Annotated in this window: 19 protein-coding genes and 1 pseudogene; 10 read left to right on the top strand and 10 right to left on the bottom strand. The window is 72.8% G+C overall.

From position 1 onward, the window contains the following. Positions 1–7: 7 nt before the first annotated feature. A complete protein-coding gene (locus OG898_RS30770; RefSeq protein WP_266961377.1) occupies positions 8–310 on the top strand; it encodes a hypothetical protein in 303 nt (100 codons plus the stop codon). Here OG898_RS30770 and OG898_RS30765 read toward each other — a convergent pair. The 3 genes from OG898_RS30765 to OG898_RS30755 all read right to left on the bottom strand — a co-directional run bounded on the left by OG898_RS30765 (position 282) and on the right by OG898_RS30755 (position 3,988). Beyond that, on the bottom strand, positions 282–1,412 hold the full coding sequence (locus tag OG898_RS30765; RefSeq protein ID WP_266961375.1) for an esterase family protein: 1,131 nt from the start codon (positions 1,410–1,412) through the stop codon (positions 282–284). The two genes, OG898_RS30770 and OG898_RS30765, sit on opposite strands and share 29 nt — an antisense overlap. A 164-nt stretch (positions 1,413–1,576) precedes the next feature. Continuing rightward, a complete protein-coding gene (locus tag OG898_RS30760) occupies positions 1,577–2,530 on the bottom strand; it encodes an IS481 family transposase (protein WP_266959640.1) in 954 nt (317 codons plus the stop codon). Between the two features lie 123 nt (positions 2,531–2,653). Then, on the bottom strand, positions 2,654–3,988 hold the full coding sequence (locus OG898_RS30755) for a chloride channel protein (RefSeq protein WP_266961373.1): 1,335 nt from the start codon (positions 3,986–3,988) through the stop codon (positions 2,654–2,656). A 234-nt stretch (positions 3,989–4,222) separates the two neighbouring features. Between OG898_RS30755 and OG898_RS30750 the strand changes: the two genes are divergently transcribed. Together OG898_RS30750 and OG898_RS30745 are read left to right on the top strand one after the other, a co-directional pair. Further along, a complete protein-coding gene (locus OG898_RS30750) occupies positions 4,223–7,423 on the top strand; it encodes a TIM-barrel domain-containing protein (RefSeq protein WP_266961371.1) in 3,201 nt (1,066 codons plus the stop codon). A gap of 118 nt (positions 7,424–7,541) precedes the next feature. Next, positions 7,542–8,471, top strand: coding sequence for an aminoglycoside phosphotransferase family protein (locus tag OG898_RS30745; protein ID WP_250741598.1), 930 nt, complete (start codon positions 7,542–7,544; stop codon positions 8,469–8,471). Here OG898_RS30745 and OG898_RS30740 read toward each other — a convergent pair. Further along, positions 8,446–9,219: an SDR family NAD(P)-dependent oxidoreductase gene (locus OG898_RS30740; RefSeq protein ID WP_266961368.1), complete on the bottom strand. Its 774-nt coding sequence runs from the start codon at positions 9,217–9,219 to the stop codon at positions 8,446–8,448. The two genes, OG898_RS30745 and OG898_RS30740, sit on opposite strands and share 26 nt — an antisense overlap. A gap of 402 nt (positions 9,220–9,621) precedes the next feature. Here OG898_RS30740 and OG898_RS30735 point away from each other — a divergent pair, with 402 nt between their 5' ends. The 4 genes from OG898_RS30735 (at position 9,622) to OG898_RS30720 (ending at position 13,324) form a co-directional block, all read left to right on the top strand. Further along, positions 9,622–10,602: an amino acid--tRNA ligase-related protein gene (locus OG898_RS30735; protein WP_266961366.1), complete on the top strand. Its 981-nt coding sequence runs from the start codon at positions 9,622–9,624 to the stop codon at positions 10,600–10,602. After that, positions 10,599–11,705 (top strand): LLM class flavin-dependent oxidoreductase, encoded by a 1,107-nt coding sequence (locus OG898_RS30730; RefSeq protein ID WP_266961364.1) that lies wholly within the window; start codon positions 10,599–10,601, stop codon positions 11,703–11,705. The genes OG898_RS30735 and OG898_RS30730 overlap by 4 nt, the downstream gene beginning before the upstream one ends. A 122-nt stretch (positions 11,706–11,827) precedes the next feature. After that, positions 11,828–12,226 (top strand): hypothetical protein, encoded by a 399-nt coding sequence (locus tag OG898_RS30725; protein WP_250741594.1) that lies wholly within the window; start codon positions 11,828–11,830, stop codon positions 12,224–12,226. Between the two features lie 183 nt (positions 12,227–12,409). Continuing rightward, on the top strand, positions 12,410–13,324 hold the full coding sequence (locus tag OG898_RS30720) for a LysR family transcriptional regulator (protein WP_266961362.1): 915 nt from the start codon (positions 12,410–12,412) through the stop codon (positions 13,322–13,324). A gap of 54 nt (positions 13,325–13,378) precedes the next feature. Here the strand turns inward: OG898_RS30720 and OG898_RS30715 are convergent. Together OG898_RS30715 and OG898_RS30710 are read right to left on the bottom strand one after the other, a co-directional pair. Further along, positions 13,379–14,611: pseudogene (locus OG898_RS30715) on the bottom strand (MFS transporter); the annotation flags it as partial. A gap of 38 nt (positions 14,612–14,649) precedes the next feature. Then, entirely contained in the window at positions 14,650–15,294 is a 645-nt protein-coding gene (locus tag OG898_RS30710; RefSeq protein ID WP_266961360.1) for a TetR/AcrR family transcriptional regulator, read from the bottom strand. Positions 15,295–15,407: 113 nt separating this feature from the next. On the opposite strand from OG898_RS30710, the gene OG898_RS30705 reads away from it, so the two are divergent. After that, positions 15,408–15,668: a DUF6158 family protein gene (locus OG898_RS30705; protein WP_250741591.1), complete on the top strand. Its 261-nt coding sequence runs from the start codon at positions 15,408–15,410 to the stop codon at positions 15,666–15,668. Positions 15,669–15,702: 34 nt separating this feature from the next. On the opposite strand, the gene OG898_RS30700 is transcribed toward OG898_RS30705, so the two are convergent. After that, on the bottom strand, positions 15,703–15,882 hold the full coding sequence (locus OG898_RS30700) for a DUF6126 family protein (protein ID WP_266962659.1): 180 nt from the start codon (positions 15,880–15,882) through the stop codon (positions 15,703–15,705). A 100-nt stretch (positions 15,883–15,982) separates the two neighbouring features. Between OG898_RS30700 and OG898_RS30695 the strand changes: the two genes are divergently transcribed. Both OG898_RS30695 and OG898_RS30690 read left to right on the top strand, forming a co-directional pair. Continuing rightward, complete coding sequence (locus tag OG898_RS30695; protein ID WP_266961357.1) at positions 15,983–16,543, top strand: TetR/AcrR family transcriptional regulator; 561 nt, start codon at positions 15,983–15,985, stop codon at positions 16,541–16,543. 72 nt (positions 16,544–16,615) lie between these two features. Beyond that, positions 16,616–18,139 (top strand): MFS transporter, encoded by a 1,524-nt coding sequence (locus OG898_RS30690; RefSeq protein WP_250741588.1) that lies wholly within the window; start codon positions 16,616–16,618, stop codon positions 18,137–18,139. Positions 18,140–18,187: 48 nt separating this feature from the next. Here OG898_RS30690 and OG898_RS30685 read toward each other — a convergent pair whose 3' ends face one another. Genes OG898_RS30685 through OG898_RS30675 form a run of 3 tightly spaced genes read right to left on the bottom strand, consistent with a single transcriptional unit; the run spans position 18,188 to position 21,692 of the window. After that, on the bottom strand, positions 18,188–19,333 hold the full coding sequence (locus OG898_RS30685; protein ID WP_266961355.1) for a serine hydrolase: 1,146 nt from the start codon (positions 19,331–19,333) through the stop codon (positions 18,188–18,190). Beyond that, positions 19,330–21,180, bottom strand: coding sequence for a carboxylesterase/lipase family protein (locus tag OG898_RS30680; RefSeq protein ID WP_266961354.1), 1,851 nt, complete (start codon positions 21,178–21,180; stop codon positions 19,330–19,332). Before OG898_RS30680 ends, OG898_RS30685 begins: the two co-directional genes overlap by 4 nt. Then, on the bottom strand, positions 21,180–21,692 hold the full coding sequence (locus OG898_RS30675) for a DinB family protein (RefSeq protein WP_250741585.1): 513 nt from the start codon (positions 21,690–21,692) through the stop codon (positions 21,180–21,182). The genes OG898_RS30680 and OG898_RS30675 overlap by 1 nt, the downstream gene beginning before the upstream one ends. Positions 21,693–21,798 lie beyond the last annotated feature (106 nt).

Below are 21,798 nucleotides of genomic sequence, written 5' to 3'. Positions count from 1 at the left end.
AGTCTCCATGAGCGATCCGCACTCCACGCAGCTCGCGGCCGCCCCCGAGTACCGGGCGGAGCCGAGGCGGCCGAGCCCGTCGAGCCCGATCGGCTCGATGAGCCCGACGGGTCGGTCGGATCAGCCGGGTCCGCTGCCGTGCTGCCCGGTGTGCGAGGACACCCCGGAACGCATCTCCTGGCGACAGCGTCCGGGGCAGCCCGTGGTGCTGGTCTTCGAGCCCTGCGGGCACCGCCACGGCTCACCGGCGGCGCCGGTCCTGGCCGTGAGCCCCCCGCCCGTCACGGGCTGGGGACGGGCCCTCGCATGAGCTTGCTGATCCACTGGATGAGCCCGCCGTCGTACATGCCGGGAGCGTAGGTGTAGGCGTCGTGGCCGCCGCCCTCGTCGACGTGGAACATCGTCTTCACGGGCCCCTTGCCGTAGTCCTTGATGAACTTCTCGATCGGGGGCCGGTTCTGGACGTCGCTGCCCTTGGTGCCGACCTGGAAGGCGAGGTCCACCTCGGGTCCGCCCCGGTCGATCAGCTTCTGCGCGAGCTCGGGCGGGCTGTTCTCCGCCTTCTCGGCGGGGTGGCCGTTCCACAGCCGGGAGTCGGGGACGATGTCGGGCCCGCCGGCGATCACGGCGCGGAACCGGTCGGGATTCTTCAGCACCGCCTTGAGCCCGGCGAACCCGCCGGAGGAGCTGCCCATGAAGGCCCAGCCGTCGCGGGACTTGATCGTACGGAACGTCGCGCGGACCAGGTCGGGGACGTCCTCGGTGAGCCAGGTGCCCATCTTCGGCTGGCCGGGGATGTCGCTGCCGTCCCAGTACAGCCCGTCCTTGTCGGAGGCCGGGTTCAGCACCGGCATGGCGAGGATGAAGGGGAGGCTGGCGCCCTCCTTGGACCACTTGGAGATGTCGGCCTCCAGCTTGAGGTTGCTCCCGCTCCAGTAGTTCTCGTTGAAGCCGGGCCCGCCGGGCAGCGCGATCATCACGGGGAAGCCGCTGTGCGCGTACTTCGGGTCGTGGTACTGCGGCGGCACCCAGAGCCAGACCTTGCCGGTGAAGTGGGACTTCTTCCCGGCGAGGGTGGTCACCATCACCTTGCTGCCGTCCTCCGGGATGGTGCCGGACACCTTCAGCTCGGGCGCCGGTCCGGTGGGCATCAGGGTCAGCGGGTCGCCCGTCGCGTCACCGGCCTTCCCCCGGGCCGTGGTGCGGGGCTCGTCGAGGTGCACGGTGTCGCCGACGTCGCCGCTGTCGTCGGACCGGTTGAGGTGGGTCACGAACCCGATGGTCATCCCGACCACGGCGGTCAGCGGGACGGCCACCCCGACCAGCCGCCGCCACCTGGGAGGCCGGTCGGGGGCGTGCCCCTGGACCCGGGCGTGTCCGTGCTGCGCCTCCCGGCGTTTGCCGTGCTTCATCGTGCGTGACTCCTGAGCCCTGTTACGGAGGCCGTCGGTATGGCTGCCGGGGAGTGAGAGCACCTGACGGAAGGAACGGTTCGCCACCAAAAGTTATGAAAAGGGCAAAGAGCCGGTCATCCGAGCCGGCCGCCGCGGGCCCGGCCTGATCCGAAAGAGACGGCCTAGGTGTATTGCCCAGTGAGGTTGGGGACGCGGCTGGCGGGTGGTTTGCCTGCGAGCGCGGTGTGTCCGCGGTGGTGATTGTAGGTGTGCAGCCACTTGGGGAAGGCATCGCGTCGCTCCTGTTCTGACTGGTAGGGGCGGGCGTAGGCCCACTCTTCCAGCAGGGTGCGGTTGAGGCGTTCGACCTTGCCGTTCGTCTGGGGTCGGTAGGGCCGGGTTCGCTTGTGGGTGATCCCGGCCGCTGCCAGCAGGTCCCGCCAGGCATGGGACTTGTAGCAGGAGCCGTTGTCGGTCAGGACCCGCTCGACGGTGATCCCGGCCTGGGCGAAGAAGGCCTGGGCCCGGGTCCAGAAGGCGGTGGCGGTCTCCTTCTTCTCGTTGGTCAGGATCTCGCTGTAGGCGAGGCGGGAGTGGTCGTCGACGGCGGTGTGGATGTAGCTGTAGCCCAGGCGGGGCCGCTTCTTGCGGCCGGCCTGGCGGCCGAGGGCTTTGTGGCCGCCGCCGTCGGGGATGTTGCCGAGCTTCTTGATGTCCACGTGGACCAGTTCGCCGGGCTTCTCGCGTTCGTAGCGTCGTATGACGCGGCCTGTCGCGCGGTCGAGGTGGGTCAGGCGGGCCAGCTGGTAGCGGGTCAGAACGCGGTGCACGGTCGACGGCGCCAGGCCGAGCAGGTGCGCTATGCGGGCCGGCCCCCACCGGCGGGCGAGGCGGACCTTGATGATCCGCCGTTCGGTGCGGGTGGGCGTCCGCTTCGGGCTGTGGTGCGGGCGGGAGGACCGGTCGCTCATGCCCGCCTCGCCGTTCGCACGGTAGCGATCGGCCCACCGCTGGGCAGTTGTGGGTGAGACCTGGAAGCGGTCGGCGGCCCGGCGCAGCGGCCAGCCGTCCTCGACCACGCAGCGGGCCAGCCGCAGGCGTCCGGTCTCGGTCAGGGGTGCATTACGGTGGGGCATGAGGGCCTTCTGCTGGTTGGTGTAGACGTCGCAATCCACACCGAACCCGGAAGGCCCTCACCCGTTCAAGAACCCTCAGCCGAGACCTGCATCACCCGTCCACAACCTCCCTGGACAGAACACCTAGGCGTCGGCGGGGGCGGGCTGGAGGTGGGCCGGGTCGGCGGGGCGCTGGCGGTCGATCAGGGTCGAGGCCAGGAGGGCCGTCACGGCGGAGATCACCAGGAGCGGCATCAGGGTGGACGCCTCCTTGCCCAGCAGGGCGGCGGCCAGGACCACGCCGGTCACCGGGAGCCGGGTGCCGGCCACCCCGGCCGCGCAGATGCCGGCCGCGAGGGCGGGGGCCATGCCGAAGCCGGGAAGGCTGCCGAAGGCGATGCCGATCGACGCCCCGATCATGATCGACGGGAAGATGGGGCCACCGCGGAGGCTGCCCAGGGCGATGCTCCAGCCGATCAGCTTGAAGACGGTGAGGGCCACCAGCGCGCCCACCGCCCAGGACGAGGGGTCGGCGGCCAGCTGGCCGACGGTGTTCTGGCCCGACAGGGCCACTTCCTCGGGGGAGCGTCCGGTGATCAGCGCGTAGCCGGTGACGCAGACGCCGACGGCCACCGCGCACAGGATGATCCGCTGCGCGGAGGTGCCCGTCCAGCGGTGGACGCGCAGGCCCGCGGACTTGCCCAGGGCGATGACGACGCCGATCAGGGCGGCCATGGGGATGCCCCACAGGAAGTCACCCGCGTCGGGCAGGCCGGCGGCGGGTTCCTTGGGGAGGGTCAGTGCGCCGATGCCGAGGCCGGTCCAGTGCCCGAAACCGGTGAAGACCAGGGCTCCGACCCCGCTGGAGACCAGGGCGGGCAGGATCAGGACGAACAGCCGGGCACCTCCGGCGACGAGGGCGGCTCCCTCCAGCACCATCACCACCGGGATCAGCGGGCTGCCGAAGATCGTGCTGATGGCGGCGGTGGATCCGGCCATGCCGAGCACGGTGGCCAGCTCGGGCTGGGCGATGCGCTTGGCGGCGCGGAGGGTGAGCAGGGCGAGGCCGCTGCCCATCGCCATCAGGGGCGCCTCGGGTCCGAGCATCACGCCCAGGGGCAGGCAGGCCAGCGCGGCCAGGATCACGCTCGGCGTCTCGCGGGGCATGGTCGGCGGGCCGCCGAAGCCGTAGGCGGGGACGTGTCCGCCGCCTCCGGCCATCCGCGTGATGATCGGCGCGGCCAGCAGTCCGGCGAGGGCGAGTGTGGGCAGGCCCCACCACCACGGGGCGCGGTCGTAGCCGAGCAGGTCGGGTGCGGTGTGCCAGACCCAGTGCTGGAGCTCGTGTTCGAGGCTGACGAAGCCGAAGGCGAACAGCGAGACCGGGATGCCGACGAGGGCCGAGAGCCCGAGCAGTCTCAGGGTCGCGGGGGCGAGGAGGAGCTGACGGAGCGATGCGGGCTGTTGAGCCTGTTCCATGGGTGCCGGGCCCTCCAGAAAAGTGCGCAGTTCGCTCCAGGGTCGGGGCGGGAGGCGGTTCGCGCAGGGCAGGTGGGCCATACGAGTGAGAGGGCGGCATCCCCGCACATGCTCAAAGATGCTCGTTGACCAGCCATTCCAATCATCTTCCTTCAAATGGGCCCTCCGGACCGCTATGTTGCCCGGTGCATGCCAAATGGTGTCCGCATCCCGGACCGCACGAGGAGCCGCCCCATGAGACTCATCAGCATCCGCAGAAGCCCACGGCGGCGGCGCGCCCCGGCGGCCGCACTGCTCGCCGCGGCCCTCGCCGTGACGGGTCTGGCCTCCGCCGGCCCCTTCTCCTCCGCGGCTTCGGCGGCCGCCTCGGCGCCCGCCCCCGCCACGGCCGGCAACGCCACCGGCCTCACCCGGTCCGGGAACACCTTCACGATCGCAACCGCAGGCGGGGCCAAGGTCCGGGTGGTCGTCGCCCGCGCCGACATCTTCCGGCTCTGGCTCTCCCCCGACGGCGCCTTCACCAATGACCCGGCCGGCACCGATCTCGCCCCCACCACCGACTTCGGCCCCGTCAGCGCGGCCTGGACCGACGTGGGCACGTACTACAAGATCACCACCGGTTCCCTGACCATCCGGGCCAACAAGACCCCGCTGCAGTTCTCCGTCTACCGGGCCGACAACTCCACCCTCGTCTGGCAGGAGACGCAGCCCACCTCCTGGACCAGCAGCCAGACCACCCAGTACCTCGCGCGCGGAGCGGACGAGCAGTTCTACGGAACGGGCCTGCGCCTGGGCGAATGGGCACTGCGCGGCAAGACCGTCCCGATCGCGGTCGACAACAAATGGCGCGAGAACAACAACGCCAGCCCCGCGCCCTTCTACGTGTCGACCAACAACTACGGCGTGATGCGCAACACCTGGGCCCCGGGCTCGTACGGGTTCAACGCGCCCACCACCCTCACCCACGACGAGAAGCGCTTCGACGCCTGGTACTTCACCGGCGACTCGCTCAAGACCGTCCTGGACGCCTACACCGACGTCAGCGGCAAGCCCTTCATGGCTCCGGCGTGGGGCTTCGAACTCGGCAACGCCGACTGCTTCAACGCCTCCAACCCGGCCTACCAGGGCGACCACAACCGGCTCCGCCACCAGACCACCCCGGACGTCGTCGGCTACGCCACCGACGCCCGCGCCGCGGACATGCCCTCGGGCTGGTTCCTGCCCAACGACGGCTACGGCTGCGGCTACACCGCACCCCTGAAGTCCACGGTCGACGCACTGAAGGCCAAGGGCTTCCAGACCGGACTGTGGACCTCGACGGGCCTCGGCAACATCAACGACGAGGTGGGGGTCGCCGGTTCGCGGGGCGTGAAGACCGACGTCGCCTGGATCGGCGGCGGTTACAAGACGGCGTTCTCCGGCGTGCAGCAGGCCGTCGACGGCATAGAGAACAACTCCGACGCCCGCCGGTACGTCTGGACCGTCGACGGCTGGGCCGGCACCCAGCGCAACGCCGTCGTCTGGACCGGTGACACCAACGGCACCTGGGACGACATGCGCTGGCACGTCCCCGCCATCACCGGCGCCGGCCTCTCCGGCTTCAACTACGCCACCGGCGACGTGGACGGGATCTTCGCCGGCAGCCCCAAGACGTACGCCCGCGACCTCCAGTGGAAGGCCTTCACCCCCGCCTTCATGACCATGTCCGGCTGGGGAGCGACCGGCCCGTCCGCCGGCTACCAGGACAAGCAGCCCTGGCGGTTCGCCGAGCCCTACCTCTCGATCAACCGCAAGTACCTCCAGCTGAAGATGCGGCTGATGCCGTACCTGTACACGATGAGCCGGACCGCGCACGAGACCGGCGTCCCGAGCACCCGCGCGATGGTCCTGGAGTACCCCGAGGACCCGGTGGCGCGCGGGAACCTGACCAGCGGCCAGTTCATGGCCGGTGACTCCTTCCTCGTCGCCCCCGTCGTCTCCGACACCTCCGTACGCGACGGCATCTACCTCCCGGCCGGCACGTGGACGGACTACTGGACGGGCAAGACCTACGCCGGACCGGGCTGGCTCAACGGCTACCAGGCCCCGCTCGACACCCTGCCCCTGTTCGTCAAGGGCGGCGCCATCGTCCCGATGTGGCCGCAGATGAACTACACGGGGGAGAAGCCCGTCTCCACCCTCACCTACGACATCCACCCGCGCGGCGCCACCTCCTTCAGCCTGTACGAGGACGACGGCATCACCCGCGCCCACCAGACGGGAGCCTTCGCCCGCCAGCAGGTCGACGTCACCGCCCCCGCCTCGGGCTCCGGCACGGTCACCGTGTCCGTCTCCGCCCCGGCCGGCAGCTACACCGGCAAACCGGCCTCGCGCGGCTACGAGTTCAGCCTCCACGTGGCCACCGCCCCCACCGCGCTCACCGTGGACGGCGCCGCCCTCACCCGGCTGACCAGCAAGGCCGCCTACGACGCGGCGGCGACGGGCTGGTTCTTCGACGCCGCCGACCGCGGCGGAATCCTGTGGACCAAGACGGGCGCGAAGTCGGCCGCCTTCAGCGTCTCGGCCACCGGCACCTCCGTCCCGGCCGCCGACCCCATCCCGGTCACCTCCAGCCCCGTCCCCCAGGCGGCCTGGACCCTGGTCTCCGCCGACAGCCAGGAGACCAGCGGCGAGAACGGCGCCGCCCGCAACGCCTTCGACGGGAACACCGGCACCATCTGGCACACCGCCTGGTCCGGCTCCGCGGCCGCGCCGCTCCCGCACGAGATCCAGATCGACCTCGGCGCCCGCTACACCGCCGACGGCCTCGGCTACCTGCCCCGCCAGGACGGCGGGGTCAACGGCCGGATCGGCGGCTACGAGGTCTACGTCTCGGACACCACCACCGACTGGGGATCCCCGGTGGCCACCGGCACCTTCGCCGACACGGCGGCCCTCAAGTCGGTCCCGCTGTCCGCGAAGGCGGGCCGGTACCTCCGGCTGAAGGCGCTGACCGAGGCGGGCGGCCGGGGCCCCTGGACCAGCGCAGCCGAGATCACCCTCACCGGCCGTCCGACCCCGCTGCCCGCGGCCGCCACCCTGGTCAACGGGGCCTCGTCCAGTTGCCTGGACCTCCCGGGCAGCGTCACCACCCCCGGCACCCAGCCCACCCTCTACAGCTGCCACGGCGGCCCCAACCAGCGCTGGACCCTGCAGGGCGACGGCCGGCTGACCGGCCTCGGCGGAGTCTGCCTGGACGCCGCCACCGCCACCGCCGTCGCGATCCAGACCTGCAACGGCAGCTCCGGGCAGACCTGGCAGACCGGCCCGGACGGCAGCCTGCGCAACTCCGGCCAATGCCTGACCCCGGCCGGCTCCGCCACGGCCAACGGCACCCGGCTCACCCGGGTCGCGTGCGCCACGACCGCGGCCCAGCGCTGGACGTTCACACCCTGACCCTCCGACACCCCCCACCGAGCCCGGTCCGGCATCCAGCCGGGCCGGGCTCCGGGGTGTGACGGCCCGGCGGCTACCGTGGGGGCCGCCCGACCCCGAACCCTTAAGGAAGGTGCTCATGCCCGCTGGAAAGATGCACGCCGACGAACCCGACATCGACACCGACCTCGTGCGCAGGCTGATCGCAGGTCAGTTCCCGCAGTGGGCCGGGCTGTCCGTCGAGCGCGTCGACTCCGCGGGCACGTCCAACGCCATGTACCGGCTGGGCGCGGACCTGGTCGTACGCCTTCCCCGCACTCCGGGCGCGGCCGGCGACGTGGGCATGGAGCACGTCTGGCTGCCGCGGCTCGCCCCGGGCCTGCCGGCCCCCATCCCCGCCCCCCTCGGCATGGGGCGGCCCGCCGAGGGCTACCCCTGGTCCTGGTCGGTCTTCGGCTGGGTCCCCGGCGAGAACCCCGTGCCCGGCCGGATCGCGGAGCCGGACCTCCTGGCCAAGGACCTGGCGGAGTTCGTCTCCGCGCTGCACCGGGCCGATCCGGCGGACGCCCCGGCCTCCTACCGCAGCGAGACCCTGGCGGCCCGGGACGCCGACACCCGCACCGCGATCGCGGAACTGGGCGCTGGCGCCGACGCGGACGTGGACACCGCGGCGGCGACCGCCCTGTGGGAGGAGGCCCTGCGGGCCGAACCCTGGTCCGGGCCGCCGGTGTGGATCCACGCCGACCTGCAACCGGGGAACCTGCTCCTCGCGGACGGAAGGCTCGCCGCCGTCATCGACTTCGGCTGCGCCGGTCTCGGCGAACCGGCCGTCGACCTGATCGCGGCCTGGTACGTCCTCCCGGCCGCCGTCCGCCCGGCCTTCCGGGCCGCACTGGACGCGGACGACGCGATGTGGACGCGCGCCCGCGGCTGGGCGCTGTCGATCGCCGTCATGGAACTGAACTACTACAAGGAGACGAACCCGGTCATGGCGGCCATCGCCCGCCACGTCCTCGGTGAACTCCTCGGTGACGGCCCGGCGCCTACAAGCGCACGCCACCGTCGATGACGACGACCGTTCCGGTGCTGAGCCGCAACGAGGTGACGGCGCCGATCAAGGAGCAGGCCACGTCGTCCGGGTCCGCGGCGATCCGGAGCGGCGCCGACTCCGCCTGGGTACGGACCGCGGCCGGATCACGGCCGGGGACGAAGCCGGTGTCGACCGCCGCCGGCGAGAGGTTGAAGACGCGCACCTGCGGGCCGAGCACCCGCGCCAGGGACGTGGCCATGACGTCCAGGCCCGCCTTGGCGGCGCAGTAGGCGATGCTGCTGCCCAGCCCCGTGGAGGCGGATATCGAGGAGATGTTGGCGATGACCGCGTCGCCGGAGGACCGCAGCAGCGGGGTGAACGCGCGGATCACGGAGAAGGTGCCCCGTACGTTCACGGTCAGGATCCGGTCGAACTCCGCGTCCGTCAGCCCTTCGAGGTCGGCATGGGCGACCTGCGTGGTGGTGCCGGCGGAGTTGACCAGTACGTCCACCACGCCGTGGCGGTCGGCGACGAGTTCGGCGGCCCGGCGCACGGCGGCGGAGTCGTCGAGCGGTATGCGGGTCGTGCTGTGTCCGTCACCGGGAAGGGCGGCGACGAGATCCTTCGCGCGGCCTTCGCCGGAGTAGTAGCCGACGACCACGCGGGCTCCCGCCTCGGCGAGACGCCGGGCGCACGCGGCCCCTATGCCGCTGCTGCCACCGGTGACGACAGCCACCTTGCCGGTCAGTTCGAAGAATCCGAGGCCACCCGTACGCACTTCGGCCATGAGCACATCCTTGCTTCGGCGCGAGCATCGTCATGGAAATGCTTCACGCTATCGCGGCGCCTTTCGACGGGCAACGGGTAAAGGTGTGCCCATGAAAACTGTCCGGATCGGGCTACGGAATTGAATTCTCCATTTCATCTCCCGTACCGGACGGCGGGAGCCTCATTGTGACGGATTGCACTGATCGGGCCGTGTTTCACTTCCCGGCATCGAAGGTAGTGCAGGCCGAAGCCGGTGGAGAAGGATCAGGCCATATTGGCGGGTTGGCGTTTGTCGTTTGCCGACGATGCGCAAAACTGAAAAGGAACCGCAGAGTGCTCGCCCGGACGATATTCGACCTGTATTCGACCAGCACTCGCCCAGTACTCGACCTGTATTCGCCCCGACATTACCGGAGTGATAATGGATTTCTCGCCCGCGCAGTCGTACCAATGGACCGGCCGGACCCTTCAGGCATTGCGCCGGAGCCTTCTCGATCAAGAGTTCCTGGAAATTCTCCCCGCGCTGCTGTCCTCGCAGGACGAGCCGGGCGCACGGCACTCCGTCGCGGTCCTGGGGGACCGGGCGCGCCCGCACGTGAAGGATGAGGGCGACCGCGTTTCGGTGGAGGGCCGATGGGCCTATCAGCTTCCCGTGAGCCACTCGGTGGAGAAGCAGATGGCTCTCGAGCACGCGGACCGGATCTACTGCGTCACCCCGTGTCTGCGTCTTCTCATGGAGGGCGAGGATACATCGGGCAGGCACCTGTACACGTTCTTCCAGGTAGTGGTCGAGTGGCGGGCCGCGGACGCGAACGAGGTGTTCACGGTCACCGAGAACATCCTCGGCGGGCTCGCCCGCCATCTGGAGGTGATCCTCCCGGATGAGGACCGCGGAGCCGCGCAGCGCCTGGCCGGCCTGCGGAGCGGCCCTTACCCGCGCATTTCCTTCGCCGAGGCGCTCACCCTTTCCGGGCGAGGGCCGCGGGAGCCGCAGAACACCGATCTGACCCATGAGGAGGAGCGGATCCTCACCGAGAAATTCACTTCACCCTTCTGGATCCACCGCTATCCGCTCGGCGTACGCGATTCGCTCTACCAACAGGGCGAGGACGGACTCCAGGAGACCTACGACCTGATGCTGCCCGCAGGCCACGGTGAACTCGCCACGGGAGGACTCCGGCCCAAGGACGCGGACGAGATCTCCGAGCAGTCCCGGTTGCTCGGCGGCGAACCGAACCGCGTGTACGCGGAATGGAAGAAGCGGTCCGGGATACAGACGGCCGGCTTCGGGCTCGGCCTGGAACGGCTGGTGCGGCACATCGCCGGCGCCGACAGCGTCCTGGACCTCCTGGCGGCCCACGACTCCGGTCCGAACCGGCGGATCGGGTCGGGCGAACGGTGACGCTGTCCTTCCACTGGTTCCTGCCCACGTACGGAGACGGCCGGAACGTGGTGGGCGGCGGCCACGAGGTCGCCGCAGGCAGCAAGGAGGAACAACGGCCCGCCACCGTCCGCTACCTCGCGCAGATCGCGGTGGCGGCCGAACAGCTGGGCTTCGACGGTGCGCTCACCCCGACCGGTGCCTGGTGCGAGGACGCCTGGGTGACCACCGCCATGCTCGCGCGCGAAACGGAACGCCTGAGGTTCATGGTCGCCCTGCGGCCCGGCTTCGTCTCCCCGACCCTCACCGCCCAGATGGCCGCCACCTTCCAGCGGCACTCGGAGGGCCGGCTCCTCCTCCACGTCGTCACCGGCGGGGAGAGCGGGGAACAGCGCGCCTACGGCGACTTCCTGGACAAGGGCGCCCGGTACGGCAGGACCGGCGAGTTCCTGGAGATCGTGCGACGGCTGTGGGGCGGCGAGTCGGTCGACTTCGGCGGAGCGCATCTGCGCGTGGAGGGCGCCCGGCTCGGCCGGCTGCCCGACCCGGTGCCCTCCGTCTACTTCGGCGGATCCTCGCCGGAGGGGATCGAGGTCGCCGCACTCCACAGCGACGTCTACCTGACGTTCGGGGAACCGCCCGCGCAGGTGGCGCAGAAGCTGGCTCGCGTACGAGCACGCGCCGCACGGGCCGGCCGGCGACTGCGGTTCGGCATCCGGCTCCATGTGATCACCCGGGACACCGCCGGGCAGGCGTGGGCCGAGGCCCGGCGGCTGCTCGAAGGGTTCGGCCACGAGGCGATCCGATCGGTCCAGGCGGGTCTGCGCGCCAGCGAGTCGGAAGGCCAGCACCGGATGCGGGCGTTGCACGGAGGGCGCTCCGACGACCTGGAGATCACGCCCAACCTGTGGGCCGGCATCGGCCTGGTCCGCGGCGGAGCGGGCACGGCCCTGGTGGGAAGCCACCGGGAAGTGGCCGACCGGATCATCGAGTACCACCGGCTCGGCATCGACGAGTTCGTGCTCTCGGGGGTCCCGCACCTGGAGGAGGCGTACTGGTTCGGCGAAGGCGTCCTCCCGCTGCTCGCCGGGGAGGGACTCTGGACCCACCCGGCGCACGGCTGAGCTGTGCACGACTGGCAGGAACGCGACCGATCGGCGGCGGGACTGACAGGAACGCGACGGAACCGACCGGACGATCGGCTGGGGTATGGATCTCTGTCGGTGCCGGTTGCGAGGATGCCGGCATGACACCTTTCCTTCTGACCGACATCGACCGTGCCGTCCGCAGCAGTTGGAGCGAGCAGACGTGCACGCCCGAGTATCGCGATCGCTGGACCCGGGAGAACCCGGCCCGCGACCAGTGCGGTGTGACCGCCATGGTCCTCAACGATCTGCTGGGCGGCGAGCTGGTCCGCGGCGAGGTCCTCGTCGACGGCGAGCGCGTGGACTACCACTGGTGGAACCGTCTGGGGATGGGCATAGAAATCGACCTCACCCGGGAGCAGTTCGGCCCGGAGGAGAAGATCACCGAGGGCATCGTCATGCCCCGTCCTCCCGAGAGCGAATGGCGCCGCCTGCGCACGGAGTACGAGCTCCTGCGCGACGAGGTCATGGCCAAGCTCGCCCGCACGGCCGAGGCCTGAGGCCTGAGGCCTGAGGCCTGAGGCCTGAGGCCTGAAGCCGGCGGCAGCGGGTCGGCACCCGGTCCCGCCCTCGCGATGGCGGGACCGGGTTGCCGCCCTGGGCCGTGAACTGATCGTCGGACAGCCGCAGATCCAAGTCAATCCTCCGGTTTTCTGGTAACCCCCAAGGGATACCTTGGGGTTGTGACCCTCGATGATCTGCGCGTCTTCGTCGCCGTCTGCCGGGCCGGCAGCCTCAGCGCCGTCGCCCGCGACCTCGGCCGCACCCAGTCCGCCGTCAGCCAGCACGTCCGCCGCCTGGAGAAGGAGACGGGCGCCGTGCTCCTGGAGCGGCATCCGCGCGGAGTCTCGCCGACCGGGGCCGGGCTGATCCTCCAGGCGGCCGCCGCCGACGGGATCGCCGGGCTCGACGGAGCCCTGCGCCGGCTCGACGCCCTCGTACGGGACGACGGCGGCTCGGTCCGCGTCACCACCGGGGCCACCACCGTGCGCCACTTCATGGCCGAGGCGATCGTCGCCTTCCGGCGCAGCCACCCCAGGGTCAGCCTGGAGTTCCAGACCGAGAACTCCAGCCGCAGCTGCTTCGAAGCCCTCGCCGCCGACGACCTCGACCTCGCGTGGATCACCATCGGCGCTCCCGTGCGGGGCATCGAGCAGCGCCCCGTCATGCGGCTGCCCTGGGTCCTCGCGGTCGGCGCCGACGACCCGCTCGCCTCCCGCCCCCGCCTGGAGCCGGCCGACCTCGGCTCCGTCCGCTACATCCGGCTGCCGGAGAACTCCACCTCCCGCGCCCACCTCGACGCCGCCCTCGCCGAAGCGGGCATCCGGATCAGCTCCGACACCAGCGCCGCCGACTGGGACACCGCCCTCCTCCTCGCCGAACTGGGCCTCGGCCACGCCGTCGTCCCCGCGCTGCCCGGCTGGCAGGTCCCCGGTTCAGACGGGCCGCTGCGCCTGGTTCCGGTCCCCGCCCTGCCGCCGCTCGTCGTCGGCTGGGCCGTCCGGCGCTGGTCCGCCCTCGCCCCGCTGGCCCGCGCCTTCGCCGACGAGGTGGCCCGCAGCTGCGTGACCCGCGCGGCCGGCCCCGGCGGGCCGTGACGCGGGCTGCGGCGGCGTGGCCTGTCCTGACGAGGCCGGCCGTGACGAGGCCGGCCGCGACGCGGGCAGTCGCGAGGCGGGCAGTAGGCCTACGGCGGCCAGCGCGGCCAGCAGCGCGGTCGACGCCCCGGTCCCCGCGGCCACCGCGATGCCGAGGGCGGGCCCCACGTTCATCGCGGTCTGCTTGAGCCCGCCCACCACCCCCGCGTGCCCGGCCGGGGCGTCCCCGACCACCGTGCCGGTGGCCGTCACCATCACCGCGGCGAAGCCCGCGCCGAGCACCCCGAAGCCCCAGCCCGGCCCCAGTCCCGTGATCCCGAGCGTCACCAGCCCGGTCCCGGCCAGCGCCGTCCCGCGGGCGCCGAACCGGCGCAGCAGGGCCCCCGCCACCGGTGCGCCGACGACCATGGCGGCCGTCATCGGCAGCACGCGCAGCCCGGTGGCGAGCGGATCCAGCCCCGCCGCGTCCTGGAGCGCGAAGCTGGCCCCGAACAGCGCCCCGAACAGGGCGGCGGAGATCACGGCCAGCAGCGCGACGGACGCCGTCACCGGGACGGAGCGGGCCACCGGGCGCGGCACCAGGGGCTGGGCGGAGCGGCGCTCCGACCGGACGAGCAGGGCCGCCAGCGCGGCCGACGCGGCGAACCCGGCCAGGGTCCGGGGCCCCGACCAGCCGTGTTCGGGTACGCCGGCCAGCGCGTGGACCAGCGCCGCGAGGGCCGTCGCGAGGAGGGCGGCACCGCCGGGCCGGATCCGGCCGCCGGACTCCGTGGGCGGGGGCGCGGGGACCCGTACGAACAGGGCCGCCGCCGCGATCGCCAGGGCGGCGGGGACGTTCGCCACGAACACCGCGCGCCAGCCGAAGCGTTCGACCAGCAGGCCCCCGAGGAGCGGCCCGGCCGCCGCGGCCAGCCCGATCGCCGCGGTCCGCACCGCGATCGGCCCGCCGATCCGCCCGGGCGGGTACGCGAGCCGCAGCAGGGCGAGCGTCGCCGGCTGGAGCAGCGCGCCGAACAGCCCCTGGGCCGCACGCAGGGCGATCACCCAGCCGGCCCCGGGAGCGAGGGCGATGCCCGCGGAGGCGGCCGCGAAGCCGAGTACGCCGGTGAACAGCAGCCGGGTGTGCCCGTACCGGTCGCCCAGCCGGCCGGCGAGGACCAGGAAGGCGGCCACGCTCAGCAGGTACGCGCCGCTGGTCCACTGCACCTCGGCCAGACTCGCGCCGAGGTCCCGCCGCAGGCTGGGCTGCGCCATCAGCAGCACGGTCCCGTCGAGGGCGACGAGCATCGCGCCGGCCGCGCTGACGCCGAGGGCGAGCCGGGGTCTCACGGGCGCAGGTGTGCGTCGACGGCGGCGTCGACGACCCGGTCGAGGGAGCCCTCCGGGTCGCCGTCGAGGGCGAGCGGCAGACTGCCCCGGGACCACAGCTGGGCGACGCCGTGCAGATTGGCCCACAGCGCCGCGGCGGCGATCCGGGGCTCGTCGCCCGTCCGGCACAGGGCGACCAAGGAGACGAGCAGCTCGAACATCGGCAGCGTGGAATCGCGGAGCCGGTCCTCAGGCGGCCCGCCCTGCCCGCCCCGCCCGTCCGGCCCGGCCTCCCCGGAGCTGTCCAACAGGTCGTGGCGGAACATCAGCTCGAACATGCCGGGGTGCTCCAGCGCGTAGCCGACGTACGCCCGCCCCAGCGCCCGCACCTGCCCGCGCGGGTCGTCCGCACCCGGGCCCGCCAGTGCGGCCGGGATGCGGGAGCCGAGTTCCCCGAACCCGCGCCGGGCGATCGCGGACAGCAGCGCGTGGTGCGTGGGGAAGTACCGCCGCGGCGCCCCGTGGGACACCCCGGCACGGCGGGCGATCTCGCGCAGTCCGAGCGCGGCGGTCCCCTCGCGCGTCACGAGCTCCACGCCGACGTCGATCAGCCGCTCGCGCAGCCCGCCGTCCTGTGGCTCCTGCTGCTCCCGTTGATCCATAGACACTGTCTACCACCACCCCGTAGACAGTGTCTATCCCCGCCCTTCCGGGATGATGGAGTGAGCGCGGCCGGGCGAGGCGCCCGGCCCGGCCGAGGGAGAGGTGACCTGCCATGGCGGAGCACGAGGCGCGCGAGGCCGGGCCGTCGGCGGGCGGACTCGAAGAGGGCCGCCTGATGAAGGAACTCGAAGCCATCCACCGCACGCGCCACGAAACCCTGCTGCACGGTTCGGACGACGCGCTGGTCACCCACACCCGGCGGATGGACGAACTGGAGCGCGAGTACGTACGCCGCCACCCGGAACGCGCCCAGACGACGGGCCGCACCCGCTCGGGCGCCAGGGCCCGCACGGCCACCGAAGAACAGGGCTGAGCCCCCCGGCCGACCGGGGCCCTGCTCCTCCGGGCTACTTCTCGGCGTGCTCGCCCAGCACGAACAGCAGCCAGACGAAGCCGGCGAAGAGGTGCGTGCCGGCGATGTAGAAGAACGCGCGCAGTAGAACGCCGTTCTCCTTCCACTTCTCGTACTTCGCCGCAGCGGCCGCCTCGGCGCGGGCCTGCTCGGCCCCATTGTTCTCGTCCGTCATCACCCGAACAGCGTACGGGCGGGCCCACCATGCCCGCGTCGCGAAACAGATTTGCATCACGTGAGACAAATTTGTATCGTTTGATACGAAGGAGGATCGCATGATGAACGAAGAAGAGCTGCTGGACGGCGCCGCGCGCGTGCTCGCCGGTGATCACAGTGCCTCCATGGCGCACATCGCCGCAGGCATCGGCACCAGCCGCGCCACGCTCAGCCGCCGCTACGCCACCCGCGAGGCACTCCTCAAAGCCGTCGCCGTCCGGGCCATCGACGTGGTCGACGGGTGCCTCGCCCCCGCCGACCTGCCCGGCACCGCCGACGGGGCGGAGTTCGACGCCGCGCTGGAGCGGCTCGTCACCGGGCTGCTGCCCGCCGCGCACCTGTACGGGTTCACCTCGCGCGATGCCACCGTGCTCGCCGACCCCGAGTTCCGGGCCGGGATCCAGCGCCAGGACGAGCGGGCCCTCGCCTTCCTCGCCCTCGGCCAGCGCCTCGGCCGGCTCCGCGTCGACCTGCCCGCGTACTGGATCTGGTACTCGCTCTGGGGACTGCTCGACGCCGCCGCCGAGGGCGTCCGCGACGGGCACCTCGCCCGGCGCGACATCGGCCGGCTCGTGCTCGCCTCCTTCCTCAGCGGAACCCGGCCGTCCCCGGCGGCCTGAGCCGCCACCGCCGACCCGCACCCCCGAACCACTCCCGCGTACGACCGTGAAACAACCGTGAACGGAACCCCCATGCACACCCCCACGCAGGACCCGCGCCGCTGGATCGTGCTCACGATCCTCTCCGGCAGTCTCCTGCTCATCTCGATGGACACCACGATCCTCAACGTGGCCTTCCCCTCGCTCGTCGGCGACCTCCAGCCGGGCGCCGTGCAGCAGCTGTGGATCATCGACATCTACGCACTCGCCCTCTCCGGGCTGCTCGTCACCGCCGGCGCCCTCGGTGACCGCTGGGGCCGCAAGCGGCTGCTCATGGCGGGCTTCGGCATCTTCGCCCTCGCCTCGCTCATCGCCGTCTTCTCCACCGAGGCCTGGCACGTCATCGCGGCCCGCGCCCTCCTCGGCGTCGGCGGCGCCGCGATCATGCCCTCCACCCTGTCGATCCTGCGCAGCGTCTTCACCGACGCCAAGGAACGCGCCTTCGCCCTCGCCGTCTGGGCCGCCGTCTTCGGCGGCGGCATGGCCTTCGGCCCCGTCGTCGGCGGCCTGCTCGTCCAGGACTACGGCTGGCACTCCGCCTTCCTCCTCAACCTGCCCGTCACCGCGGTGATCGTCGCGGCCGGCCTGCGCTACCTCCCCGAATCCCGCTCCCCGCGCTCCGCCGGAAAGTGGGACTGGACCGGCGTCGGCCAGTCGATCGTCGGCATGCTCGCCCTCGCCGGCGGCATCAAGCAGCTCGGCAAGAGCGGTGTCGCCGACCCGCTGCCGTGGGCCCTGCTGGCCCTCGCAGCCCTGGCGCTGACCCTGTTCGTCCGCCGCCAGCTGCGCGTGGACAACCCGCTGCTCCAGGTCCGGCTCTTCACCAAGCCCGCCTTCAGCGTGGCCGCCACCGCGATCTTCCTGCCCATGGTGGGCATGGGCGCGATCCTGTTCCTGGTCACCCAGTGGTTCCAGTACGGCCAGGGCTACACCCCGCTGGAGGCGGGCCTGCGCCTGCTGCCCGCCCCGCTCGCGCTGATCTGCGCCTCGATGGTCGCCCCGAGCCTCATGCAGCGCTTCGCGATCCGGCACGTGCTCGGCGGCGGACTGGTGGTCCTCGCCGCGGGCATGGCCCTGCCCTGGACCCTCCAGCAGTTCACCGGCCTCGGCTACCCCGCCTTCGCCGCGGCGCTGACCATCATGGGCCTGGGTGCGGGGATCGCCACCACCGTCGCCTCGGTGACCCTGATCTCCGCGGCCCCGGCCGACGAGGTCTCCAGCGCCGCCGCCATCGAGGAGACCTGCTACGAACTCGGCTCGGCCATGGGCGTCGCCATCCTCGGCTCCACCGCCGCCGCGCTCTACCGGGGCAACCTCCCGGCGCTGGACCTGGACGCCCCGACGCTCGCCGCCGTACGGGACTCCGTGGGCGAGGCCGCCCACACCGCCGAACTGCTCGGCGGCGGCCTCGGCCGGACCCTGCTCGACGCCGCCTCGCAGGCCTACACCCTCGCGATCACCCCGGCGTTCCTGATGGCCGGCGTCCTGGCGATCGCCGCCGCGGCGACCACCTGGACGCTGATCCCGCGCGACCTGCGGCCGACCGAGAACCACTGACGGGGCACGGGGGAGCAGGAGTTCGATGGCCTGGAGGGCGTACGCGGTCTACGAGGAGGCCGCGTACGCCCACACCGCCCGCATCGTCTCCGGGGCCGGCGACGGGCCGGTCAGCTCCCGCTGGGTCAGCAGGATGGTGACGGCCCCCGTCGAGGGGACGATGTGGGCGGCGGTGCCGGTGCCGCCGAGCCAGCCGTAGCGTCCCGGCACGTTCCACGGCTCGGCCGGCGTGACGTCGACCGAGCCGCCGAACCCCCAGCCCTGGCCCTCCAGGAACAGTTCCGCGCCCGCCCGCTGGGCCGGGGTCAGCCAGTCGGTGGTCATCCGCCGCACCGCATCGGACGACAGCAGCGGACCGCCCTCCTCGAGCAGCATCCGGGCGAAGCGGTGGTAGTCGTCGGCCGTGGAGACCAGCCCGCCCGCACCGGACGGGAAGGCGGGCACCGCGCTCCACTGCCCGTCGGGGGCGTCCACGAGGTCGAGGCCCCCGTCCGCGCCGGCCCGGTAGGCGTGCGTGAACCGGCCCGACTGCCCCGCCGGCACGGCGAAACCGGTGTCGGGCATGTCCAGCGGCTCGAAGATCCGCTCCGCCAGGAATTCCGGCAGCGAGCACCCCGCCACCCGGGCGATCAGCACCCCGAGCACGTCCGAGCAGGTGTTGTACAGCCAGGCCTCGCCCGGCTGGTACAGCATCGGGATCCGGCCCAGCGCGGCCATCCACGCGTCCGGCCCCGCGACCTCCTGCGGCCGCGGCGGTCCCTGGCGCAGCTCGCCGAAGAGCGGGGCGACCGCCGGGAGCGAGAAGTCGGAGGGGAAGCCCCACCCCGCGCGGAAGGTCATCAGGTCGGCCACCGTCACCGGCCGCTTCGCCGGGACCACGTCGTCGACCGGGCTCCCGGGAGTGCGGACGACCTGCGGCGCGGCGATCTCCGGCAGCCAGGGCGTGACGGCGTCGGTGAGCGCGAACCGGCCGTCCTCCACCAGCATCATGACCGCCGCCGCGGTGACCGGTTTGGTGAGGGAGGCCATCCGGAAGATCGAGTCGCGGACCATCGGGGCCTCGCCCGCGGCGTCCGCGCTGCCCACGGCGGCCACTTCGGGCTCCTTGCCGTCACCCCGGTCCACCAGGGCCACCGCCCCCGGCACGGTCCCGTCGTCCACGTACGGCTGGAGGATGTCGGCCAAACCGGTCACGAGCCCGCCCTTTCGAGATTCTGTCCTGGGGAGAGGGAGTCCCACAGCCCGCAGTGGTGACGGGCCGCCGCGTCCACCGGGCGGATGCCGCCCGCGGGCTCCGGTGCCAGGGACAGTACGGCGGGGGAGCGCGGCCACCAGGGCCCCGTCCCGGGGGTGTTCGGATCGCCGGTCGCCGCGAACCGGGTCCAGTAGCCGGTCATCCGCTCCGCGAGCACCCGCTGCGCGGCGCTCATCGGGAGCCCGGTGTCGAAGAGGTACGGCAGTTCGGACCCGTGCGAGGCCCCGTACGGGAAGCCCGGCACCGGCGGGAGCCCGGTGAAGTCCGGTGCGAGCCGGTCGTCGAACGCGTAGTCGTACGTCGGCACGTGCCGAGCCAGCGCACGGCTGTCCCGCAGCTGCGGGCAGACGAAGGAGGCGTCCGTCAGCGCGGCGGCGAAGGCCAGCGCGGGCGTCGGATGGGCCGTCACCGGATAGGCGGCCTCGACGAGTCCGGCCCCGGCCCCGAACGCGGCGCGCAGCCGGGACCGGTAGGCCGACGGGTCGGCGACCGGGTAGGCGGCGAGGGTCTGCCCGAGGAAGAGCCGCATCTCGTCGCGGGTCGAGCCCTGCACCACCGGGACCCGGTGGAACCCACCCCGTTCCAGGGCCCGCCGGGGCTCGGTGGGGAGCAGCGGCGTGCCGTAGGACACCGCGGAGAAGAGCATCATGAGCTCGGGCGTCGCCAGGGCCTCCGGGGCGAGGCCGCGCAGGCACTCCAGTGCCGCTTCGTCCGTCGGCCGGCCGCAGCCGAGCCGGACCGCCGCCGCGGTTCCCCGGGCCACGGTCCGGGACTCCGGCACGAACGGCTCGTAGGCGCCCAGCGTGGGCAGCAACGCGTGCGGGGGAATGGTGAGCGAGCAGGATCCGCTCTGCACGATCGCCCGGTGGAACAGGCCGGCCGAGGCGGGTGAGGTGAGGTGCAGGCAGACGCTCAGGCCGCCCGCGGACTCGCCGAACACGGTGACGTTGCCCGGATCGCCGCCGAAGCGGGCGGCGTTGGCCCGCACCCAGCGCAGGGCCGCCTGCTGGTCGGCGAGCGCGAAGTCGGGGGCTCCGTGGAGCGCGGGATGCCCGAGCAGCCCGAAGATCCCGAGCCGGTAGTTGACCGTGACGACCACGGCCCCGGCCCCGGGCCCATCCGCCGACGCCGGCCGGCCCGGCCGGTACGGATCCCCGGCACCGTTCATGAACCCGCCGCCGTGGAACCACACCATCACGGGCCGGGGCGGGACGCCGCCGGTTCCGGTCGGCTCCGCCGGGACCGTGACGTTGAGGAACAGACAGTCCTCCGAGCCGCTCGGGGCGCCCGGCCCCACCGCGGGCAGCTGCACGCACCGGGCCCCGGGCGCGCCCGCGTCCCGTACGCCCGTCCAGCGTGCGGCGGGCTCCGGGAGCCGCCAGCGCAGCGGCCCGGTCGGCGGGGCGGCGTACGGGATTCCCTCGAAGGTGCGGTACCCGTCGGCCTCCCGCCCGCGCACGGCCCCCCGATCGGTCTCCACCACGGGCCGCCCGCCGCCGTGACCGGACCGGCCGGCCCAGGCCCTGGCACGGGGCAGGGCACCTGCCCCGAATCCGCCGACGGCTCCGAACCCGGGGAAGGCCCCGGGCGCGGCCTCGGCCCGGGTCCCGGCTCCGGGCGTGGCTCCGGCTCCGGCTCCGGCCCTGGCTCCGGCCTCGGCCCTGGCCCCCGTCCTGGTTCCGGCCCCGGCCCCGGCTCCGGCAGTCGGGACGGCGGCGGCGGCCCCGGCGTGAGGGGCGGCGGTCAGGAGGAGCAGGGCCAGGAGGAGGGCGCCGCGGGACGCCATCAGCGGCCCCTCGACAGCACGCCCCGGACGAAGGCCGCCTGCCCCGCGTGCTGGAGGTCGTCGCCGATCACGCTGACCAGCCGCACCCCGAGCGTCACCGGCGGGTCCCACCGCTCGTCGACCACCCGGTCCAGATCGGCGGCGGACAGCCCCTGCAGGAACCGCCCCGTCTGCGCGTGGACCGCGTCGAAGTACCCCAGCAGGAGTTCCCCCGAGTCGACCCGGACGGCGCCGGCCTCTTCCGCGGTGTGCCCGTAGCCGGTCGACCCGGGCGGCAGCGCGAGCCCGAACCGCTCGTCCCAGCCCTGCGCATGCCAGACCTGCTCCCAGCCGGCCGCGTCCGCCACGTGGTCGTCCTGGATCCGGGTCAGGTGCCAGACGAGCCAGGTGACCGAGTTCGCACCGGGATCGATCCGAGCGTCCAGCTGCCCGGGCTCCAGCCCCTCGACCGCCTCGTGCACCACGCCATGGATCCGGCCGAACGCGTCGGCCAGTACTTCCGTACCCTTCATGCCCCCACCATGCCCACGACGGGCGCCGACCGGGCCCGCGGCACCGCGGGGGACCCCCGTTTGCCCGCCCCGAATGGCGCAGCGCGGACGGGTGCCGCTGAATGTA

The sequence above is a fragment of the Streptomyces sp. NBC_00193 genome (assembly GCF_026342735.1).
Classification (GTDB): Bacteria; Actinomycetota; Actinomycetes; order Streptomycetales; family Streptomycetaceae; genus Streptomyces; species Streptomyces stoeckheimensis.
Note: the sequence above shows the minus strand (reverse complement) of the source record. Positions and strands in the feature narration are given on the sequence as shown.